Origin of the sequence: Streptomyces sp. NPDC048718 (assembly GCF_043198875.1) — a bacterium.
In the GTDB taxonomy this organism is placed as follows: Bacteria; Actinomycetota; Actinomycetes; order Streptomycetales; family Streptomycetaceae; genus Streptomyces.
The window spans coordinates 101,424-122,208 of the sequence record NZ_JBICVG010000012.1 but is presented as its reverse complement, the minus strand read 5'-3'; the positions used below and the strand labels follow the sequence as shown (position 1 = coordinate 122,208).

Here is a 20,785-nt window from a genome sequence, read left to right as displayed (position 1 = left end):
CCTCGGCCGCCGCGTCGAGGCCGGCCCGGCCCCGGGCGGGCAGTCCCGACCGCGCGCCGGACGCCCCCAACCGAGACGGGACCCCAAGGAGGGACACGATGACACCACGTACGGACGAGCCCGGACCGGGCGGCGCCGCCGCGCTGTTCGATCTCGACGGAACCCTGGTCGACACCACGTACCTGCACACGCTCACCTGGTGGCAGGCCCTGCGGCAGCACGGCCACGAGGTCCCGATGGCGCGCCTCCACGGCGCGATCGGCATGGGCGCCGACCGGCTCCTCGACGCCGTCCTCGGCGAACACCGCCGACACGATGACGACAGCGCGATCGCCGACGCGCACAGCGCCCTCTACGCGGCCTGGTTCGATGTCCTGCGCCCCTTCGAGGAGGCCCGGAATCTGGTGCGCGCGGTGGCCGCCCGCGGCTGGACGGTGGTGTTGGCCAGCTCGGCGAGCGAGGCGGAGGTGGCCGTGGTGCGGGAACGTCTGGGGGTGGACGACGTGATCGCGGCCGCCACCTCGGGCGGCGACGTGGACGCCACCAAGCCCGCGCCCGACCTCGTCGAAAGCGCCTTGGCGGCCGTGGGCACCGACCCCGCGCGCGCCGTCTTCGTCGGTGACACCATCTGGGACGTGAAGGCCGCCGGCCGCGCGGGGCTGCCCTGCATCGGCCTGCTCACCGGCGGGCGGTGCCGCGGTGAGCTGGAAGAGGCCGGGGCGGTCGCGGTCTACGAGGACCCCGCGGCACTGTTGCGCGGCATCGACGCCAGTCCTCTGTCCCGGCCGCCGGACTGACCCCCTCGGCCACAGCGGCGGGACGGTGGCGGCACCTCGGCCGCCACCCGCGGCCCGGCGACCGGGCCCGCGTAAAAACGTCCGCCGAGGCCGTCCGTACGGCCACCGGCTCCGCCGCACCGGCCGGAGTTCCGCGGGTTCGATCCGGCGGCGTTGTACCGCCATTCGGGTGGGTACGGGCGGTGGGCAGCGCCGATTACGGGGGCGAGTCGTGGACGCCGTCCGGGCGTCAGGGAAGGGCGACGACCCGTACGGTGCCGAGGCCGGGGTCGGCGGCGTCGGGAACGTACATCCCGGCGGCGACCCCGGTGTGCAGATATTCCAGGACCGGGGTGTTGAAGCGCTCTCCCGGGAGTGCGGCGGGGATGCCGGGCGGGTAGGGGGTGAGCATTTCGGCGGCCACCCGGCCGGCGGCCCGCTGCCAGGGGATGTCCTCGACGGGGCCGAAGTACGCGTCGCGGGGCGGCATCGCCTGTTCGAGGCGCAAGTCGGCCGGGGCGGGTATCTCGAGGGGCGCGGGTGCCCGGAATTCCTCGGCGTGACCGGCCAGTTCGAGAAGAGCGACCGTCAGGGCGTCGGTGGTGTGGGCGGTGTCGGCATGGGTGAGCTGGGCGGCGATCCGCCGGTGGTCGGCGAGGTGAAGGTTGAGCCGGTGGTGTTCCCTGACCCAATCGGCCGCCTGGTAGCCGCTGATGCCGAGACGGGTGAGGTCGACGACGATCTGGAGGGGGTCGAGTTCGGCGGCGAGGCCCGGGCCGCAGAAATCCTCGCGGCTCTCCACGCGCAGTCCGTCCATGCGGTCGATTCGCTCCCTGGTACGAGCCGCGAGACCGAGCGCGTGATCGTAGAGGTCCTTGCCGTGCTCGACCATCTGACGGCGCCACCCGTCCAGGGCCGCGTAGAGGAGGACGGAGGGGCTGGTGGTACCCAGGAGATCCTCGCGGCTCTTCAGCACCTTCGGATCGATCCGGTCCCCCTGCAGGTGGAAGACGGAGCCCTGTTCAAGCCCCGACCCCATCTTGTGGACGGAGGTCACGCACACGTCCGCGCCGGCGTCCATCGCCCAGACCGGGAGGTCAGGGTGGAACGGCAGGTGGGCGCCCCACGCCTCGTCCACGATCAGCGGCACCCCGTGCTCGTGGCACGCCCGGGCGATCACCGCGAGCTCGGTGCAGGTTCCGTACGGCGTAGGGGAGCTGACGAGGACACCGCGGGCCTCGGGGGCACGCCGGAGCGCGTCGGCGACGGCTGCCGCGCTCGGCGGGTGGGCCAGATGCCGCACGGGGTCCCAGTTGGGTTCCACCCACACGGGATCGATCCCCGCGAGCACCAGGCCCGCCACCACCGACTTGTGGGCGTCCCGCCCCACCACCAGCTGTTGATGCGGCCCGGTCACGGCGAGCATCGCGGACTTCACCGACAGGGAACTCCCGGCCGTGGCGAAGAAGGTATGTTCCGCACCCACCCCGTCCGCCATCAGCTCCTCGGCCCGCGCGAGGACCCCACGGCCGCCGGCCCGGTCGTCCAGACCGGACACGGCCAGCACGTCCGAGGCGAACACGCCCTCCCCCAGTACCGCTCGCACCCTGGGGTCGGCGCCCCGGCCCTGCTTGTGGCCCGGCGGAGTGAACGGGATCCAACCGCTCGCGTGGTACTCCGCCAGCGCCTCCAGAACCGGCGCGCGCGCATGGTCCAAGCTCATGTCGTCCTCCCGCGAGGCGAGCCCCGGTCCGCCTCCGGTCTCACGCGGCCGGCGGGGCGGCACCATCCACGGCCGCGGTCACTCCCCGCACCCGAGGCGTCAGCGCCCGAGTGCCCTCTTGAGCTGCGGCTTGTTCATGGTGGACCGGCCGTCGATGTGCTTCTTCTTCGCTTCCTCGTAGAGCTGGTCCTTGGTCGGCCCCTGGGCGCCGCTGTGGGACCGCTGTCCGCCCCGCTGGGACGCGGACTTCGGGTCGCGCAGGGATGTCCTGCTCGCCGTCTCGGACTCACCGGCGCGGGCGCGTTCCTTGTTGACGGTGCGGGCGGCGATCTCCTTGGCCCGCTTCGTGGACTCTCCGCGCTTCTCGGCCGACTCCTTGATGTGCTCGTACTGGCGCTCCCTCTTGGGACTGGAGCCTCGGGGCATGACGTACTCCTCACGCTGCGGTTCTGCGATCCCTCCCCTCCCATGGGGAAGCCTCCGCGAACAGAACGCAACCGCGGGGAAGCCGCCGGCACCAACCCTCGATCCCGCGAGACCCCGTGCCGCCCCGAACCGAGCCACACGGACCGGCACGGTTTACCCCGCCTTCGACAGGGCAGCCGCACACCGGAACAGATCCGGCCGAACCACTCTTCTCATCGAGGTGATGTCATGATCATTCTTGGCCTGATCCTGCTGATCGTGGGCCTGATCACCGGCCTGGGCATCCTCTGGACGATCGGGATCGTGCTCGTGGCGATCGGGATCGCACTGTGGATCCTCGGTGCGGTCGGCCACGCCGTCGGCGGCCGCCGCCACTACTGGTAGGGAGCGCCACCGTGCGCGGCCCCGTATCCCTTCGCTCATCTGTTTCGGCGACGCTTCCCCGCATCCCCGAAGGCCGGCCGCCCCGCACCCCCGGAAGGTGGCCGCCACCGTCGGTGGTGACCGTTCCCGGCGTCTACTCCCCGCAGAGCGACACCTTGCTGCTGGCCGCCGCCTTGGCCCGCGAGGACATCCGGCCCGGCGCCGAAGCGCTCGACCTGTGTACGGGCAGTGGCACGCTGGCGCTCGCCGCGGCGCGGCGCGGGGCACGGGTCACCGCGGTCGACGTCTCCCGCCGGGCGGTGTGGAACACCCGGCTCAACGCGGTGCTGGCGCGCGAGCGCATCCGGGTGCGCCACGGCGATCTGACAGGGCCGCTGCCGCCGGAGGACCGGTTCGACCTCGTCGTCAGCAATCCGCCCTACGTTCCCGCGCCGCCGGGCACCCCACCGACGGGTGGCGGCCCCGCACTGGCCTGGGACGCCGGAACGAACGGGCGCGAGCTCCTGGACCGGATCTGCGACAACGTCCCGGCCGTCCTCAAGCACAGCGGTCTGCTCCTGCTGGTGCACTCGGCGCTGTGCGGGACGGAGGAGACCCTGTCGCGGCTGGCCGAAGCGGGCCTGCGCGCGACAGTCGGCGCACGCGTCCGGATCCCCTTGGGCCCCGTCCTGCGCGACCGCCGCGACCGGCTGTGCGCGGCCGGGCTGCTGAAGCCGTGCGACGAGAGCGAGGAACTGGTGATCATCCGTGCCTGGCACCCCTGACCCCGCCCCTGCCGCCGGCCGCGCGCCGCGCCGGATCCGGGCCGAGCGCGGCGGCCCCCTGCTGATCGAGGGGCCGGTGGAAGTGGTACTCGACGACGGCACCACGGCCGTCTCCCGCCGCCCCACCGTCGCGGTGTGCACCTGCCGGCGCAGCCGCATCTACCCCTGGTGCGACACCAGCCACCGCCGACACCCCCGCGGCACACCCCACCACGGGCGTACGCCATGACCGCCCCCGTCCTGCCAAGAGCCCGCGGGCCGGTGTCGGACGCGGTCCTCCGACGGCTCACCGGCTCCGCCCGCTTCCTGCCCGCCACGGCCTCCCTGGGCGGATGCGCCCCGTACGGCGACGATCTCCAACTCGCCCTCTACGTCCTGTACGAGCTGCACTACCGGGGGTTCCAGGGTGTCCCCGACGCCCTGGAATGGGACCCGGACCTGCTGCGTCTGCGGGCCGGACTGGAAAGGCGCTTCCTGAGCGCGCTGCGTGACGACACCCCATGCGGCGGGAGCGCCCAGGACGCGCTCATGGAGCTGATGGCCGAGCCGTCGGGCGGCCGGGGAAGCGCGAGCCATTTCCTGCTCCACCGCGGCGAGTTGTGGCAGCTTCGGGAGTACGCCGCCCTGCGCTCCCTCTACCACCTCAAGGAGGCCGACCCGCAGCTATGGGTCGTGCCGAGGCTCATCGGACGGGCCAAGGCCGGCATGGTGGCGGTCGAGTACGACGAGTTCGGCGCCGGCCGCGCCGAGCGGATCCACGCCCGCCTCTACGCCGACCTCATGACCGACCTCCGGCTCTCCACCCACTACGGCGCCTACCTCGATACGGCACCGCCCGCGATGCTGACCCTGGTGACGATGATGTCCCTCTTCGGCCTGCACCGCGCCCGGCGAGGGTCCCTCGTCGGGCACTTCGCCGCCGTCGAGGTCGCTTCCTCCCCCGCCTCGGCCCGACTGGCCGACGCCCTGCGCCGCTGTGACGCCGGTCCGGCCGCCCAGCGCTTCTACGACGAACACGTCGAAGCCGACGCCGTCCACGAACAGCTCGTCCGTCACGAGGTCGTCGCCGGACTCCTGGCCGACGAACCGGAATTGGAGGACGACGTCGTTTTCGGAATCCGGGCCACCGGCCTGCTGGAGGACCGGCTCACCGCACACCTGACCCACGCCTGGAGCACCGGGCGAAGCGCCCTGCTCCCCGCACCAAACGACCCGGCAGGATGAGGACCCTTCCAGGAGGCCTCGATCCCCCGCCCGGCCGGCAGTCGTCGACGTCTGAACTTGGCGATCTTCTTGGTCTCGCGCCGCTCGGGCAGCGTGAACGTCTTGGGCCGGCCACCCCTGTACTTCGGGTAGAGCGAGGCGAAGCCGTCAGCATTGAAGTTGTGGATCACGTCCCGGCCCCGGTCCGGGCTGGTGAACGTCACCTCGGCGATCTTGGCCACGTTCATACCCTGGGCCGATAACAGCACCATCTGAGCCCGCCTCCAGGTCACCACTGACCCGGCGCCCCGGCGGATGATCCGCAGCAACCGCTGCCCCTCGTCGATCTCACGTGCCCGGACACGCTCACCCCTCCGCCCAGCATGCCGCACACCGAGCCACCCGAATCACCTCCGGACGGCTCGTCACAACAAGGCGAACACGTCTGTCACTGCGACGTCATCGTCGCCGACATCCCGAAAGTCAGAGGCTACGGCTACGCGTGAAGCAGGCGCGGCAGCCGGGACAGCGGCAAGTGGAAGGCCCTGGACTGGTACTACGCCCTCAACCCTTTTCAGTGGCGGGCGGAGGGCTCGCCGCGGACCAAGTACGGGTTCGCCTGCACACTGAAGATCAGGAAGCGCTACGACTGGGGTGTCCCGAGTGAGCACAGGACGAACCTGAAGATCACCATCCCCGGAGTGCTCAGCCACAATATCGCCCAGCCGAAGATCGCCCATCCGCACACCGTGGGGCTCGCCCGGGACTACGACGTCCGGGGAACCTCCAAGATGAAGAGGAAGCCGTGATGCCGCACACCGTGCGCCAGGAGCGCGCCCCGCGGGGACCCGCCGTCCCTCTGCTACTCGTGCTATGCGGTGTGCTGGTGGCCGCCGCCGTCGCCATGGTGGTCTGGCCGGTGGTGGGCATCACCGTGACTGTTCCGCCCACGTCCTCCTCCGCCTCGGCGGAGACTCGGGGAATCCCCAGCGCCGCGCTGCAGAAGACCTTCCGTCTCGCGGTGCCGGCCGGTGCCTGGGACACCTCCTACCTGGTGGTCCCGGGTGACGGCAGCGCGGATAGCGGACAGGGCCTCTATCTGCGCTTCCGCACCACCCCCGAAGGCCTCGAGAAGTTCCTGACCTCGCTGGGCGAGACCACCGGGGACCTGGCGGCCGGGAATGTCGTCCTGGAACAGGACGACATCGACTCGGTCGACCTTCCTTGGAAGATTGGAACCAAGGGGCGTCTCGCCGGTCTCTACGCGGACATCCCCGAGCAGGGCGACAGCGCCGGCGCAGCCCAGGTGACCGTCGACGAGACCGATGCGGCCGCGCCCCTCGTCTACGCACACGTGACCGTGTAGAAGGCATCCAGACGTAGCCCTCGAACCGCCACCGCGATCGGCGCCCTGCCCAAGGGACCGTGACGGCATGTCCGCGACGCGACGACCCGCGCGACCGTCAGCGATTCATCACACAGTCAGCCCAACGACCAAGACGCCAGCCGGTCACACCACATGCGGTTGCAGTACCAGCCGCCGTCGCCGACCAGCTCAACCGCAGCCCACGCAGGGCGCTCGGCTGGGAACCCCAGCCGAGCGTCTGGCTGAACTCCTCACGGCCTGGACAACCGACCACGTGTTGCAACGACCACGAGAAACCGCCTCGGTGGCGGGCCCTTCCGCGCGGCGCGTCGGGCAGTCCGGCGAAGCCCGCCGGTCAGCGCGCGCCGACCAGCTTCTCCAGCCGCGCGACCAGTGCCGCCGGGCTGGGCCGGGAGGCGATCTCCGCTTGGACCTCACGAGCGGCCAGCTGATAGTCCGGCACGTCGAGCAGCCGCAGCAGGCCGTCCTTCACGGCGGCCGCGGTCGCCTCGTGCGGGGCGCGGGCGAGGCCGACACCACGAGCCTCGATCACGGCCGCGTTCACGGGCTGGTCGGCGAGTCGCGGCACGACCAGTTGCGGGACGCCGTGGACCAGCGCGGTCAGCGCGGTGCCGGCCCCGCCGTGGTGGACGATGGCGGCGCAAGTCGGCAGCAGCGTGCTGAGCGGCACCCAGCCGGCCACCCGCACGTTGTCCGGCACCGGGCCCAGGGCCGCCGCCTGGTCCTCCCCCATGGCGAGGATGACCTCAACGTCCAGACCGCCACACTCCCGCAGGAACGCGGCAAGCTCGCCGAGTTCGCCGGACAGCGGCAGGACACTGCCCAGGGTCAGGCAGACCCGCGGCCGGGACGGTGCTTCCAACGCCCACTCGGGCAGCAACCGGCTCTCGTTGTAGGGCACGTACCGCATCGACCACTCGGCCGCGTCGTCGCGGCCGCCCATGCTCGGCGGCCGGACGTCGATCGCCGCGGCAGCGGCGGCCGGCTCGTCCAGACCCAGCTTGGCCCGCGTGGGTTCCAGGTACTCGGCGATGGACCGGCGGTACGTCGTCGCCTGCTCGTCGCTGCCCGCCCAGGCCAGACGGACGCTCTGCTCCACGTAGGGGACGCCGAGCGCGGTGGCCACCAGCGGCCCGGCGCCCTGCTCCAGGGTGGACAGCACGAGGTCAGGCCGGAACTCCTCGGCGACCTTCAGGAGGCCCTCGGCCATCTCCTCGCCGAACAGTCCGAGCCCGCCGCGTCGGGGCCGCGGTTCGCCGGGCAGTGTCATGTTGATCGCGCGGCTGGCCGCCATGAACTCGCCGAACACGTCACGGCCGGGGCACACGTCGACCGCCGAGAGTCCGGCCGCGACCAGCGTTTCGGCGGCCTGGCCGTTGTTGGCAACCAGGACCTCGTGCCCGGCGGTCCGCAGCGCCCAGGCCAGCGGCACAGTGGGCAGGAAGAGGCCGGAGCCCGGGGCGGCCATGGACAGTACTCTCATTGCAGGTTCCCTTCCGAAGCGTGCGCGTCGTCGACGAGCAGCCGGGGCGTTCCCGGGCTGCTGCCGTCGAGGCGTTCGACGAGGCCGGTCGTGGTGATGAGCAGGGCGGGACGCGCATCGGCGAGCATGAAGGCGATGCGTTCGGCCGGATAGCCGGGGTCGATCGGCAGGTAGGCCGCGCCGGTCTTCAGGACGGCGAGCATGGCCACCACCATCTCGGTCGACCGCGGCACCGCCAGGGCGACGATGGCCTCGGGCCCGATGCCCCGGCCGCTGAGGTCGGCCGCCAGTCGGTTCGCCCGATCTTCCAACTCCCGGTAGGAGGTGGCTTGTTGACCGTACCGGACGGCGACGCTGTCCGGTGTGGCGGCGGCCTGTGCGGCGAACAGCTCGGCCACCGAGCGGTCCGGCATCGGACGGGCCGTGTCGTTCAGCTCGACGATCAGCCGGTGCCGTTCCTCCGCCGTCAGCACGTCGATGTCGCCGACGGCGGCGTCCGACGCGCCGGTGGCGAAGCAGCCGAGCAGGTGGACGAAGCGGTCGGCGACGCGCCGGGCCGCTGCTCCGGTGAGGAGGTCCGGGCGGTAGCCGAAGCAGAGCACGAGGGTCTCGCCCGGGTGGGCGATCAGGCTCAGCGGGTAGTGGATGCTGTTGTGCGCCTCCGTGCCCGTCACGCGCACGCCGGCGACGGAGTCGACGGTCCGGTCCAGCGGGTAGTTCTCAAACACCACGAGCGAGTCGAAGAGGTCGCCGTCGATGTCCGACAGGCCCTGGATCTCGGTCAGCCCGAGGTACTGGTGGGCGCCGAGCCGGGACTGCTCCTCCTGGAGCCGCGCGAACAGCCCGGCGAGGGTCTCCCGCGGGTCGATCCGGACCCGCACCGGCACGGTGTTGACCAGCATCCCGACCATGGCCTCGACGTCGCGCAGCTCGGGTGCCCGGCCGGCCACCGTGGTTCCGAAGACGACGTCGTCACGGCCCGTCATCCGGGACAGCAGCAGGCCCCAGGTGCCCTGGATCACGGTGTTGACGGTCAGGCCCAGCAGTCGGGCGTATTCGGCGACGGCCGCGGTCAGGTCCCGGGGCACGGTGACCAGCACCTGCTCGGTCGGCACCGCCGTACGGCTGTCCGCGTTCGGCGCCACCCGGGTGGCCTCCTCCATGCCGGTCAGCGCCGCGCGCCACGCCGCCCGGGCCTGCGGCGCGTCCTGGCGAGCCCGCCAGGCGAAGAACTCCTGCAGCGGCACGGCGGCCGGCAGCGCCGACGCGCCGCCGCCGGCGCCGTAGACCTCGAAGAGCTCGCGCAGCAGCAGCCCGGTGGACCAGCCGTCCAGCACGGCGTGGTGGTTCGTCAGCACCAGCCGGAACCGGTCGGACCGGCGCCGGATCAACGTGAACCGCAGCAGCGGGGCCGCGGCCAGGTCGAACCGGCGGGTGCGGGCCTCCCGGGTGATCCGTTCGACTTCGGCCTCGTGGTCGCCGTCGGCGACCGCGGTGAGGTCCGCCTCCTCCCACGGCAGCGGCACCCCCGACTGGACCACCTGCACGGTGTCGCCGGTGGCCCGGCGCCGGAAGCTCGCCCGCAAGGTCGGGTGGCGCCGTACCACGGCCTCCACCGAACGCCGCAGCACGGCGGCGTCGAGCGGTCCTTCCAGGTCCAGCACCACCTGGACGTTGTACAGGGCCGATCCGTCCTCGTCGTACGCCGCGTGGAACACCAGCCCTTCCTGGACGGGCGTCAGCGGTAGGACGGTCTCGATCCTGGGCGTGCGCTTCGTCGCCGTTGTCACAGGTCCCCCTCCAGGGCCAGTTCTTCCTGAAGCTGGTCGATCTCGTCCTGGGAGAGCGAGACCAGTGGCAGGTCGGAGGGGCTCTGGCCCCCCGAGCCGGGCCGCCGGGCATGGTCGACCAGGGCCCGCAGGACGCGGAACCAGGTGGCTCCCAGGTCCTCGACCTCCGCGGCCGTGAACAGCTCAGCCGCCCAGGACCACTCGGCCACGAGCACCGGCTCCGCGCCGTCGTCCTCCTGGACGAGCGTGTTGACCTCCACCGCGTGCGCCAGTGGCAGGCCCGGGTCGGCGCCGCCGGTGAAGCCGCCGACCTCGTGCGCCGGCGCCCACTCGCCGGACCCGGAGGGCGTGCCGAACCGGCCGAGGTGGTTGAAGCCGATCTGCGGCACCGGCAGTCCCGCGAGTGCCTGCCGGGTGCGAGGGTTGAGGTGGCGCAGCAGGCCGTAGCCCAGACCGTGGTCGGGGATGGCAGCCAGTTGCTCCTTGACCCGCTTCAGCACCCGTCCGGTCTCGGGCCCGGCCGCCCACAGGTCCGGCCACTCGACCGCGCCCGGGTCCAGCCGGACCGGGTGGACGGTGGTGAACCAGCCCACCGTGCGGGACAGGTCCACGCCGCCGACCGCGTCCTCCTCCCGGCCGTGGCCCTCGACGTCCACCAGCACCGGCGCGGCGGGACGGCCCCGCCGACGGGACCAGTCCTGCACGGCCAGCGCCACCGCCGTGAGCAGGACGTCGTTGACCGTGGCGTGGAAGACGGTGGTCACGTCGGTCAGCAGCGCCTTGGTGACGTCTACCGGCAGCGTCAGCTCCACGGTGCGCCGGGAGGCCACCACGTCCCGGGCCGGGTCCGGCGCCCGGCGGCCGAGCGGCGCGTCGGCGCCGTCCAGCATCGCCGTCCACAGACCGAGTTCCGCCGTCCGCCGGTCGCTGCCGGCCTCCTCGGCGAGCAGCCTCGACCAGCGGCGCAGCGAGGTGCCGACCGGGGCCAACGCGGCGTCGGCGCCGCGCCGCAGCGCGTCGGCGGCCTCCGCCAGGTCGCCGAGCAGGATGCGCCAGGAGACGCCGTCCACCGCGAGGTGGTGCACGGCCAGCAGCAGGTGTCCGGGCGCGGCCGGGCCGGCGTCGAGCCACACGGCCTGCCACACGGTGCCGTGCTCGGGGGCCAGCCGGTCCCAGGCGAGCTCCGCCTGGCGCCGAGCGGCCTCGCGCAGCGCGTCCCCGGTCAGCCCGGCGACGTCGTGGCGGGCGAACCGGTCCGCGAGGTCTTCGTCCGGCTCGGTGATCTCCAGGTCCCAGCGGGTGCCGTCGTCCTTGCGGTGCAGCCGCAGCCGCAGGGCCTCGTGACGGTCCACCACCGACCGCAGCGCCGCCGTGAGCGTCGGCTCGTCGATGCCAGCGGGCAGCCGGACGAACATCGACTGGTTGAACCGGTCGACCGGGCCGCCCAGTTCGCGCAGCCACTCCATCACCGGAATCGGTGCCAGCGGCCCCGGACCGGCCTCGGTGTCCTCCTCGGCCGCCGGGTCGGCCTGCTCGCGCGCCACCCTGGCCAGGTTCGCCGGGGTGCGGTGGTCGAAGACGTCCCGGGGGGTGAACTCCAGGCCCTGGCGCCGGGCCCGGCTCACCAGCTGGATCGAGGTGATGCTGTCTCCGCCGAGCGCGAAGAAGCTCTCGTCGGGCCCGACCAGCGGCACGCCCAGGGTCTGCGCGAAGAGTCCACACAACAGTTCCTCGCGCGAGGTCCGCGGGGCCCGGCCGGCGTCCGGGGCGTGCTCGCCCAGGTCGGCAGCCGGCAGGGCGGCCCGGTCCAGCTTTCCGTTGGCTGTGACCGGCAGCCGCTCCAGGAGGACGTAGCCGGCCGGGACCATGTAGCCGGGCAGCTCGCTCGCGGTCCGCTCCGCGAGGTCGGTGACGTCCGGTTCGGCGCCGGGGCGCGGGACCACGTAGGCGATCAGCCGGGTGGTGCCCGCCGAGGTGTCGCGGGCCAGCACGACGGCCTGGGCTACGTCCGGATGGCGGGCCACCACCGCCTCGATCTCGCCGAGTTCGATCCGGTGGCCGCGGACCTTCACCTGGGTGTCGGTGCGGCCCAGGCAGTCCAGCGCGCCGTCGGGCAGCCAACGGGCGAGGTCGCCGGTGCGGTACATCCGGCTTCCCGGCGCGCCGTACGGGTCGGCGACGAAGCGGTCGGCGGTCAGCGCGGGCCGGTTGAGGTAGCCGCGCGCGACACCGGTGCCCGCCAGGTACAGCTCCCCGGGCACTCCGGCCGGGACCGGGCGCAGCCAGCGGTCCAGCACGTAGGCCCGGGTGTACGGCAGCGGGCGGCCGATGGGCGGGGCGAGCGCCTGGTCGTCGGCGCACGTCCAGTCGGTGGCGTACACCGTCGCCTCGGTCGGCCCGTAGAGGTTGACGATCTCCGTATCGGGCAGCGACTGCCGGATCCGCCGCACCAGGGGCTCGGGCAGGGCCTCACCCGCCAGGATGAGCCGTCGGGCCGCGAAGGTCGGCGACGGGTCGGCGAGCAGCGCGGCCAGCGCCGACGGGACGCCGCTGATGAGCGAGCCCTGCCAGGGCCGTTCGGCCAGTTCCAGCAGATCGCGGACGATCTCCAGCTGCCCGCCGGCGGCCAGCGGGGCGAACAGCTCGAACACCGAGACGTCGAAGGAGAGCGAGGTGGCGGCCAGGACCCGCTGCAGTCCCTCGCCGCCGAAGCGCTCCACCGCCCAGCCCACCAGCGCGTTCATGGCGGCGCGTGACACAGCGACAGCCTTGGGGCGGCCGGTGGACCCGGAGGTGTAGATGACGTAGGCGAGCGAACCATCGGGCGCGGACGGCAGGCTGCCGGACGGGAAGGTGCCGGACGGGGCGGCCGCGTCGCCGGGCGTGCCGGGGTCGTCCAGCGCGAGCCGCGCCAGCCGGTCCGCCGGCGGCAGCCCCGGCACCTCCTCGCCGCTGGTGAGCACCAGCACCGGCGCGGCGTCCCGGACCATGAACGCGGTCCGCTCGGCCGGGTGCCGGTGGTCCAGTGGCAGGTAGCCGGCGCCGGTCCTGAGCACGGCCAGCAGCGCGACCATCAGTTCGGCCGAGCGCGGCACCGCCACGGCGACCAGGTCCTCCGGTCCGACGCCGCGGGCCCGCAGTTGCCGGGCCAGCCGGTCGGCCCGCTCGTCGAGCTCACGGTAGGTCAGCGTCTCGGCCGCGCCGACCACCGCGATGCGGCCGGGTTCCCGCGCCGCCCAGTCCCGTACTGCCTCGGCCACGGCGACCGGGGCCGCCGGACGGCCGGTGTCGTTCCACTCCTCGGTGAGCTGCCGCGTCTCGGCCGGCTCCAGGGCCTCGATCCGGTCCGCCCGGGTGTCCGGGCCCGCCTCGGCGATCTCCTGGAGCAGCCGGGTGTAGCGCCGCGCGACCTGTTCGGCGTCGGCGGCCGTGAACAGGTCCGGCCGGTACGTGAACTGCAGGTCGAGCGAGGGGCCCGGGGTGGCGATCAGGGCCAGCGGGTAGTGCACGTCGTTGTGCGTGCGGACGGCGCCCACCCGCGGCCCGGTGCGCGCGCCGCGGTTCAGGGCGTCCGGGTCCAGCGGGTAGTTCTCGAACACGGTGAGCGTGTCGAAGAGTTCGCCGTCGACGCCGGTCAGGCGCTGGATCTCGGCGATCCCGAGGTGCTGGTGGGGGGCGAGGCGGGACTGCTCGTCCTGCAGCCTGGCCAGCAGCGCGCCGATCGGCTCGTCGGGGCGCAGCCGCAGCCGCACCGGGACGGTGTTGATGAAGCAGCCGATCATCGTCTCGGTGCCCGGCAGCTCGGGCGGCCGTCCGGAGACGGTGGTGCCGAAGACGATGTCCTCGCTGCCGGTCAGCCGGCTCAGCAGGAGTCCCCAGGCGGCCTGCACGACCGTGTTGAGCGTGACGCCGTGCTCCCGGGCCCGTCCGGCCAGCGCGGCGGTGACGGATTCGGGCAGCCGGACGGAGCAGGAGGCGGGCTGGACGGAGGCGTGCGCGTCACCGTGCGCAGCCAGCCGGGTCGGCGCGTCGAGTCCGCCGAGCGCCGCCTGCCACGCCTGCTCGGCCGCGGTACGGTCCTGGCCGGCCCGCCAGTCCAGGTAGGTGCGCCAGGAGCCGGCCGGCCGCGCCGGTGCGTCGGCGCCTCGGGTGCCGTGGTGGGCGAACAGCTCCTGCAGCAGCAGGGGCATCGACCAGCCGTCCAGGACGATGTGGTGGTTGGTCACCGCGAGGGTGTGGCGGCCCTCGCCGAGGCGCAGCAGCGTCAGGCGCAGCAGGGGCGCTTCGGCCAGGTCGAAGCGGCGGCTCAGGTCGTCCCGGAGCGCCGCCTCTGCCTGGGCCGCCCGCTGCTCGGGGGCGAGCCCGCTCAGGTCCAGGTACCGCCACGGCACCGGGGCCTCGGCCCGGACCACCTGGACCAGGCCGCCGCTCGCCCGGTGCCGTACGCAGGTGCGCAGCACCGGGTGGCGGCGCAGCAGGGCCTCGGCGGCCTCGCGCAGTGTCCCGGGATCGATCTCGCCGTCCAGGTCGAGGGCGATCTGGACGTGGTAGACGTCCGGCGCGTGGTCGTCGTACGCGGCGTGGAAGGCCAGGCCCTCCTGGAGCGGCGTCAGCGGCAGAACTTCCTCGACATCGGGGCAGGCGGCCTCGATCTCGTCGATGTCCTGCTGGTCGAGCCGGGCGAGCGGGAAGTCGGACGGTGTGTGGCCGCCGGCTCCCGGTCGACGGGCGTGGGTGGCCAGCGCGCGCAGGGCGGTGGACCAGGTGTCGGCGAGGTCGCGGACCTCGTCCTCGGTGAGCAGGTCCGCGGGCCAGGACCACTCGGCGGACAGCCGGGGGCCGTCCTTCCTGTCCTCGCCGTCCTCGTGGACGAGCGCGTTGATCTCCAGCGTGTGGGCGAAGGGCGTGCCGGGGTCGGTGTGTCCGGCCAGTGCGCTGCCGTCGCGCACCGGCGTCCAGGTGCCCCGGCCCCGGGTGGTGAGGGAGCGGCCGAGGTAGTTGAAGAGGACGTCCGGGCTGCCGAGGTCGGCCAGGGCCGTGGCGGCCTGCGGGTTGAGGTGGCGCAGCAGCCCGAAGCCCAGTCCCTTGCCGGGTACCGCCGCCAGCTGCTCCTTGACCGTGCGCAGCGCCGTTCCGACGGCCTGGCCCGCGGCCCAGGTCTCGGCCGGTTCGGTCACGCCGGGGTCGAGGCGCACCGGGAAGAGGCTGGTGAACCATCCGACGGTGCGGGACAGGTCGGTTCCCGGGACGGCCCCCTCCTCGCGGCCGTGCCCCTCCAAGTCGACCAGCACCGGCGCGGTCTCGTGCCCGCGCCGCCGGCGCCAGTCCTGCAGTGCCAGGGCCAGGGCGGTGAGCAGGACGTCGTTCGCGCCGGCGTGGAAGGCGGCGGTCACCTCGGTGAGGAGTGCCGCGGTGGTGTCGGCGTCGACGGAGGACACCAGGGTGCGCCGGGTGGTGAGGACGTCCCGGGTGGGATCGAGCGCGCGTGCGCCGAGCGGGGCGGTGGCGCCGGAGAGCGTCTCCCGCCAGTGGTCGAACTCGCCGACCACGTCGGCGGTGCCGGCCCGCTCGGCCAGCTGCTGCGACCACTGTCGCAGCGAGGTGCCCACCGGGGCGGGTGCGGGGCGCCCTCCCTCGGCCAGGGCGGCGTAGGCGTCGGCCAGGTCGGGCACCAGGACGCGCCATGACACCCCGTCCACGGCCAGGTGGTGGACGGCCAGGAACAGCCTGCCGCGGCGGCTCGGGCCGGCGTCGAACCAGACGGCCTGCACCAGGACGCCGCGGTCGGGGTCGAGCCGGTCGAGGGCTGCTTCCTCCCAGGTCCGCAGCTCCGCCTCGGTGGGTTCGCCGTTCTCGGCGCAGGCCACCCGTTGCAGGCACCCGGTGGCGTCGACGGCGCCGGCCGGCCGTACCGTCAGCGACCACGCGTCGTCGCCGTCCCGGTCCAGCCGCAGGCGCAGCGCGTCGTGATGGTCGAGCACAGTCTGCAGGGCGCCGCCGAGGGTCTCCAGGCGCAGTCCGGCGGGGACGTCGAGACGCATCGACTGGCTGAACCTGCCGACCGGGCCGCCAAGTTCACGCAGCCGGTGGACGATCGGCAGCAGCGGAACGGGACCGACTCCGGCGCCGGGCACCAGGGCCTCGGTGTCCTGGGTACGGGCCACCTCGGCGAGCCGGGCGACCGTCCGGTGTTCGAAGACCTCGCGCGGGGTGAACAGCACTCCGGCGCCGCGCGCGCGGCTGACCAGCTGGATCGCGCCGATGCTGTCGCCGCCGTGGTCGAAGAAGCTGTCGTCGGCACCGATGCCGGGCAGGCCCAGGACCTCGGCGAACAGCCGGCTCAGCAGTTCCTCGCGCGGGCCCCGGGCCGGCCGGCCGCCGCCGGTGGCGCGGAACTCCGGTGCGGGCAGGGCGCGTCGGTCCAGCTTCCCGTTGGCCGTGGTGGGCAGCGCGTCGAGCACCATGACGGCGGCCGGGACCATGTAGTCGGGCAGGTTCTCCCGCAGGTGCTCGCGCAGGGCGGCGGCGAGCCGGCCGGCCTCGCGGCCGACCGCGGGGTTGTTGGTCAGGGCCGGCGGCGCCGCCGCGGCCGGGAGGAAGACGTCGGTCAGGGCCGCGGTGGCGGTGTCGGTCCGGGAACTCAGGAAGAGCACGTCGAGTTCGCCGTCGGAGCCCTTGCCGGACCAGGTGACCACCGTGCGGTATCCGAGGTCCTCGCCGAGCGCGTGGAAGGCCTCGGGCAGCGGGCCGGCCGGGACGTCCCCGTCCACCGCCCGCCGGACGTCCGCCATCGGCGCCCCGGCGAACAGCTGCCGGGTGGCGGAGACCTCGGGCACCAGGCGGGCGTTGGGCACGCCGGTGATCCGCAGCCGGGCCGGCGCGTCGGTGGCGAGCCGGTCCCGCAGCGCGGTCAGGTCGGCGACCTCGGTGCCCCAGTCCGCGTCCGGCACGTCGAGCAGCGAGACGGGCCGGTGCTCCGAGCGCTTGTGCAGCACCACGTCGTAGCGGTAGCGGCTCAGTTCGTTGTCGTAGTCGCCGCGCTTGACCCGAATGTCGACGCCGGCGAGGTCGGCGGTCTCCTGCTGGAGCGCGGTGAAGAACCGCGGGTCGACCAGGAGTTCGTTCTCCTGCCGGGTCCGCTGTTCCACGGCCCGGCGCACGGCCTGCGGGTCCGCGTCCGCCGGACTGTGCGCGAGTTCCACACCGGTGGCGATGACCTGACAGAGCCTCAGGTCGCGGACGTCTCCGAGGAACACGGCGCCGCCGGGGCGCAGCAGGCCGAGCGCTCCGCGCAGGACGGTCCCGAGGTACTCCGCGGTGGGGAAGTACTGCGCCACGGAGTTGATGACCACGGTGTCGAAGAAGTCCTCGGGCAGCCCGGCCGCGTCGTCGGCCGACTGGGTGCGCAGCTCCACCCGCCCGGCCAGGTCCGGCCGGGTGTCGAGGTGCCGGCGCAGCGTGGCAATCGCCGCGGGGGAGAAGTCGGTCGCCCAGTACCGCTCGGTGTCCGGCGCGAGACGGGCGAGCAGCAGGCCGCTGCCGACGCCGATCTCCAGCACCCGGCGGGGCCGGAGGGCGCGGATCGCCTCCACCGTCCGGTCGCGCCACTGCCGCATGTCCTCCAGCGGCAGCGGGCGGTCGGTGTAGCTGCTGTCCCAGCCGGCGAACTCCTCGCCGAAGGCGGCATCGGACTGCGCGCCGTACATCGACTGGTACAGCTGCTGCCACTGGTCGACGTGCTCGCCGTCGGTCCGCTCCTGCACGGAGGCGAGGCGGTTGCGCTCGGGCACCACGTAGCCGACGAGGTACTTTCCGGACGAGCGGTCGTCGCGGGCCACCACCACCGCCTCGCCGACCTCGGGGTGCTCGCCGAGAACCGAGGCGATCTCGCCGGGTTCGATCCGCACGCCCCGGATCTTCACCTGGTCGTCGGTCCGGCCCAGGTAGGCCAGCTGTCCGTCGGCGTCCCACCGGGCGAGGTCGCCGGTGCGGTACATCCGCTCACCGGGCCGGCCGAACGGGCAGGCCACGAAGCGCTCCGCGGTGACGGTCGGCCGGCCAAGGTAGCCACGCGCGAGGCCGGTGCCGGCCAGGTAGAGCTCGCCGGGCACGCCGTCGGGCACCGGCTCCAGGGCCTGGTTCAGCACGTACACCCGGGTGTTGGTGATCGGGAGTCCGATCGGCGGGGCGCCGGTGCGCGCCGGGTCGCACTGCCAGGACGTCACGTCGATGGACGCCTCGGTCGGTCCGTACAGGTTGTGCAGCTCGCAGTCGAGGACGGCGAAGAACCGGGCGGCGAGTTCGGCGGGCAGCGCTTCACCGCTACAGATCACCCGGCGCAGGCTGGTGCACCGGGCGGTCTCGGGCTCGGCCATGAATGCCTGGAGCATGGCGGGGACGAAGTGGACGGTGGTGACCTGCTGTTCGCGGATCACCGCGGCGAGGTAGCCCGGGTCGCGGTGCAGCCCGGGGTCGGCCATCACCAGGGTCGCGCCGCTCATCAGGGGCCAGAAGAACTCCCAGACGGAGACGTCGAATCCGCAGGAGGTCTTCTGCAGCACCCGGTCCCGCGCGGTCAGCCGGTAGCGGTCCTGCATCCACCGCAGCCGGTTCACCAGGCCGGCGTGGGTGTTGACCGCTCCCTTGGGCCGGCCGGTCGAACCGGAGGTGTAGATGACGTAGGAGGGCGAGTCCGGCGTGAGCGGGCGCGGGCGGTCGGCCTGGGTGACGTCCCGGCCGGGCGCGGCGTCCAGGGCCGTCACCCGCTCGGTGTCGTCGAGCAGCAGCCGCGGGGTGGCCGTGGCCTGGGGCAGCCAGGGCACGATGTCCTGCGTGGTGATCAGTAGCGCCGGCCGGGCGTCGTCGAGCATGTACGCGATGCGGTCGGTCGGGTAGTCCGGGTCGACCGGCAGGAACGCGGCACCGGACTTGGCCACGGCCAGCAGGGCGGTGACCAGGTCTACGGACCGCGGCACCGCCAGCGCGACGACGTCCTCCGGGCCGAGGCCGCGGGCGAGCAGCAGCGCCGCGAGCCGGTTCGCCCGCTCGTTCAGCTCCCGGTATGAGAGGCCGTGCGGCCCGTGCACCACGGCCGGGGCGTCCGGGGTGGCCGCCACCTGGGCCTGGAACAGGTCGACGACCGTCTCGGGGCCGGTCGGCCGCCCGGTGTCGTTGCGGCCGACGAGCAGCCGTTCCAGGTCGTCGGGCCGGAAGACGTCGAGCTCATGGCAAGGGGTGTCAGGGTCCGCCTCGGCCATCTGTTCCAGCAGTCGCAGCAGGCCCTGGCCGTGCACCCGCAGATCGGCCCGGCGGTAGAGCTCGGTGTTGCCGTCGACGTCGATCCGTCCGCTCCCCCGCCGGACGTCTCCGTAGAACACGAAGGCCAGGTCGTCGACCGGTCCGTTGGTCAGGTTGTGGATCGTCGTCGCGCATCCGGCAAGATCCACGTCCTGGTCGAAGAACTGCAGGTTGACGTGCGGCCCGACCAGCGGGCTGCGTTCCTCTCCCGCGCCGAGGTCGTTGCGCAGGTCCTCATATCGGTAGCGCTGGTGCCGAAGACCGAGCAGCATTTCCGCAGAGACGTTCTGCAGCAACCCGGACAGCGGCAGCTCCGGTCCCGCCATAACGCGCAGCGGCACCACGTTGGACATCATTCCGGGAATACCGCGTATGGCCTTGCCGAACCGGGCGGTAACGGGCAGCCCGAGCACGACGTCCGTTTCACCGGTGAGTCGTGCGGTGTAACGGGCGGCGGCTGCGGCGTAAACAGCCGCGGGTGTCACGCCGCAACGCTGTGCCAGTTTGCCGAGTGCCTCGCTCAGCTCGCTCTCGATTTCCACCGTCTCGCGGGTCCGGCCGCCCTGACGATTCGGCTCGGCCTGTCCGAAGGACGCCGGCGCCGGGCTGTCCGCCAGTTTCTCTATCCAGTACGCACGGTCCGTGTGGAATGCCGCGGACTCACGATAGGAACGATCCGAGCGCAACATCTCCCCGAAATGGCCAAGGCCGTTCACATCGGCCCGGCCGGTCGCCAGCGCGGTGTACCGGGAGGCGGCTTCCCGTACGAACAATGCGCCGGAGAAGCCGTCCATGGCCACGTGGTGGGCCCGCAGGTACCACAAGTGCCGGTCCTCGCCGATCCGCAGCAGCGCGAAGGAGTGCATCCGGCCGCTGTCCGGGGCGAGCGGCACGGCGAGCTCGTCCTCCATCCAGGCCATCGCCGCCCGGTGCGGCTGCTCCTGGTCGCGCAGGTCCAGGCAGGGCATGACGAGTTCGGCCGAGTCGTCGACCACCTGCACCGGCTCCGGGCCGGACGCCACGATGCGGGCCCGCAGAGTCGGGGTGTCGGCGAAGGTCCCGCGGGCCGCCCGCACCAGCAGGTCGACGTCGAGCGGGCCGACGATGTCGGCGTATAGCGCGACGCTGTAGTCGAGGCCATCCCGCGCGAAACGCTGGGCCAGCCATATTCCGGTCTGCGCGGAAGTAAGAGCGAATTCTTGACGCGCTGTTGCGGACATGCAGATTCCTTCGCAAAGCTGTCGGCGGTTGCAGTCAACTCACGAACAGGCGAGGGCCCCGAGGATTGGATGGCGGTACCGCGCTGCGGCGGGCGCGCGCGTCCCGCTGTTTCCTTCGGACCCCCACGAGTTCCGGCGAAGCTTCAGCGCGAAGGCCCGGCGCGGTCCCAGCATCCACAAAACTGCACGATCACGTAGACATCCCCTGTCCCCCGCGTCTCGTGCCGTGCGTCCCGCTCCTCGACGTTCTCGAACAACAGTCCCACAGGCACCGTTCCGCAGCGTAACCCCGGCCAATAGAGATCGCAAAGGCCTGGCCGGAACCCGTGCCC

Annotated in this window: 11 protein-coding genes and 1 pseudogene; 6 read left to right on the top strand and 6 right to left on the bottom strand. The window is 73.0% G+C overall.

Annotated features, from left to right (window positions below):
• Positions 1–98: 98 nt before the first annotated feature.
• Entirely contained in the window at positions 99–797 is a 699-nt protein-coding gene (locus tag ACGFRB_RS22935; protein ID WP_363004558.1) for an HAD family hydrolase, read from the top strand.
• Between the two features lie 229 nt (positions 798–1,026).
• Here ACGFRB_RS22935 and ACGFRB_RS22930 read toward each other — a convergent pair whose 3' ends face one another.
• Positions 1,027–2,493 (bottom strand): aminotransferase class I/II-fold pyridoxal phosphate-dependent enzyme, encoded by a 1,467-nt coding sequence (locus ACGFRB_RS22930; protein WP_393245680.1) that lies wholly within the window; start codon positions 2,491–2,493, stop codon positions 1,027–1,029.
• A 105-nt stretch (positions 2,494–2,598) separates the two neighbouring features.
• Complete coding sequence (locus tag ACGFRB_RS22925) at positions 2,599–2,925, bottom strand: plasmid stabilization protein (RefSeq protein WP_393245416.1); 327 nt, start codon at positions 2,923–2,925, stop codon at positions 2,599–2,601.
• Between the two features lie 228 nt (positions 2,926–3,153).
• On the opposite strand from ACGFRB_RS22925, the gene ACGFRB_RS22920 reads away from it, so the two are divergent.
• The 4 genes from ACGFRB_RS22920 to ACGFRB_RS22905 all read left to right on the top strand — a co-directional run bounded on the left by ACGFRB_RS22920 (position 3,154) and on the right by ACGFRB_RS22905 (position 5,297).
• Positions 3,154–3,309: a DUF6131 family protein gene (locus ACGFRB_RS22920; RefSeq protein WP_363004554.1), complete on the top strand. Its 156-nt coding sequence runs from the start codon at positions 3,154–3,156 to the stop codon at positions 3,307–3,309.
• 113 nt (positions 3,310–3,422) lie between these two features.
• Positions 3,423–4,073, top strand: a complete 651-nt coding sequence (locus ACGFRB_RS22915) for a HemK2/MTQ2 family protein methyltransferase (protein ID WP_393245414.1) — start codon at positions 3,423–3,425, stop codon at positions 4,071–4,073.
• Complete coding sequence (locus ACGFRB_RS22910) at positions 4,057–4,302, top strand: CDGSH iron-sulfur domain-containing protein (protein ID WP_393245412.1); 246 nt, start codon at positions 4,057–4,059, stop codon at positions 4,300–4,302. The genes ACGFRB_RS22915 and ACGFRB_RS22910 overlap by 17 nt, the downstream gene beginning before the upstream one ends.
• Positions 4,299–5,297, top strand: a complete 999-nt coding sequence (locus ACGFRB_RS22905) for an iron-containing redox enzyme family protein (RefSeq protein WP_393245410.1) — start codon at positions 4,299–4,301, stop codon at positions 5,295–5,297. Before ACGFRB_RS22910 ends, ACGFRB_RS22905 begins: the two co-directional genes overlap by 4 nt.
• Positions 5,298–5,332: 35 nt before the next feature.
• On the opposite strand, the pseudogene ACGFRB_RS22900 reads toward ACGFRB_RS22905, so the two are convergent.
• A pseudogene (locus ACGFRB_RS22900) lies at positions 5,333–5,605 on the bottom strand (helix-turn-helix domain-containing protein); the annotation flags it as partial.
• Positions 5,606–6,084: 479 nt separating this feature from the next.
• On the opposite strand from ACGFRB_RS22900, the gene ACGFRB_RS22895 reads away from it, so the two are divergent.
• Positions 6,085–6,642, top strand: a complete 558-nt coding sequence (locus tag ACGFRB_RS22895) for a hypothetical protein (protein ID WP_393245408.1) — start codon at positions 6,085–6,087, stop codon at positions 6,640–6,642.
• A gap of 355 nt (positions 6,643–6,997) precedes the next feature.
• Here ACGFRB_RS22895 and ACGFRB_RS22890 read toward each other — a convergent pair whose 3' ends face one another.
• Genes ACGFRB_RS22890 through ACGFRB_RS22880 form a run of 3 tightly spaced genes read right to left on the bottom strand, consistent with a single transcriptional unit; the run spans position 6,998 to position 20,453 of the window.
• Positions 6,998–8,146: a nucleotide disphospho-sugar-binding domain-containing protein gene (locus tag ACGFRB_RS22890; protein ID WP_393245406.1), complete on the bottom strand. Its 1,149-nt coding sequence runs from the start codon at positions 8,144–8,146 to the stop codon at positions 6,998–7,000.
• Entirely contained in the window at positions 8,143–9,936 is a 1,794-nt protein-coding gene (locus ACGFRB_RS22885; protein ID WP_363004542.1) for a condensation domain-containing protein, read from the bottom strand. Before ACGFRB_RS22885 ends, ACGFRB_RS22890 begins: the two co-directional genes overlap by 4 nt.
• Entirely contained in the window at positions 9,933–20,453 is a 10,521-nt protein-coding gene (locus tag ACGFRB_RS22880) for an amino acid adenylation domain-containing protein (RefSeq protein WP_393245404.1), read from the bottom strand. The genes ACGFRB_RS22885 and ACGFRB_RS22880 overlap by 4 nt, the downstream gene beginning before the upstream one ends.
• Between the last annotated feature and the right edge of the window lie 332 nt (positions 20,454–20,785).

What these genes read in the sequence shown, in the direction of transcription:
- ACGFRB_RS22895 (WP_393245408.1), top strand. Translation starts at nt 6,085, where the DNA reads ATGCCGCACACCGTGCGCCAGGAGCGCGCCCCGCGGGGACCCGCCGTC.
- ACGFRB_RS22880 (WP_393245404.1), bottom strand. Translation starts at nt 20,453, where the DNA reads ATGTCCGCAACAGCGCGTCAAGAATTCGCTCTTACTTCCGCGCAGACC.
- ACGFRB_RS22935 (WP_363004558.1), top strand. Translation starts at nt 99, where the DNA reads ATGACACCACGTACGGACGAGCCCGGACCGGGCGGCGCCGCCGCGCTG.
- ACGFRB_RS22920 (WP_363004554.1), top strand. Translation starts at nt 3,154, where the DNA reads ATGATCATTCTTGGCCTGATCCTGCTGATCGTGGGCCTGATCACCGGC.
- ACGFRB_RS22890 (WP_393245406.1), bottom strand. Translation starts at nt 8,146, where the DNA reads ATGAGAGTACTGTCCATGGCCGCCCCGGGCTCCGGCCTCTTCCTGCCC.
- ACGFRB_RS22925 (WP_393245416.1), bottom strand. Translation starts at nt 2,925, where the DNA reads ATGCCCCGAGGCTCCAGTCCCAAGAGGGAGCGCCAGTACGAGCACATC.
- ACGFRB_RS22905 (WP_393245410.1), top strand. Translation starts at nt 4,299, where the DNA reads ATGACCGCCCCCGTCCTGCCAAGAGCCCGCGGGCCGGTGTCGGACGCG.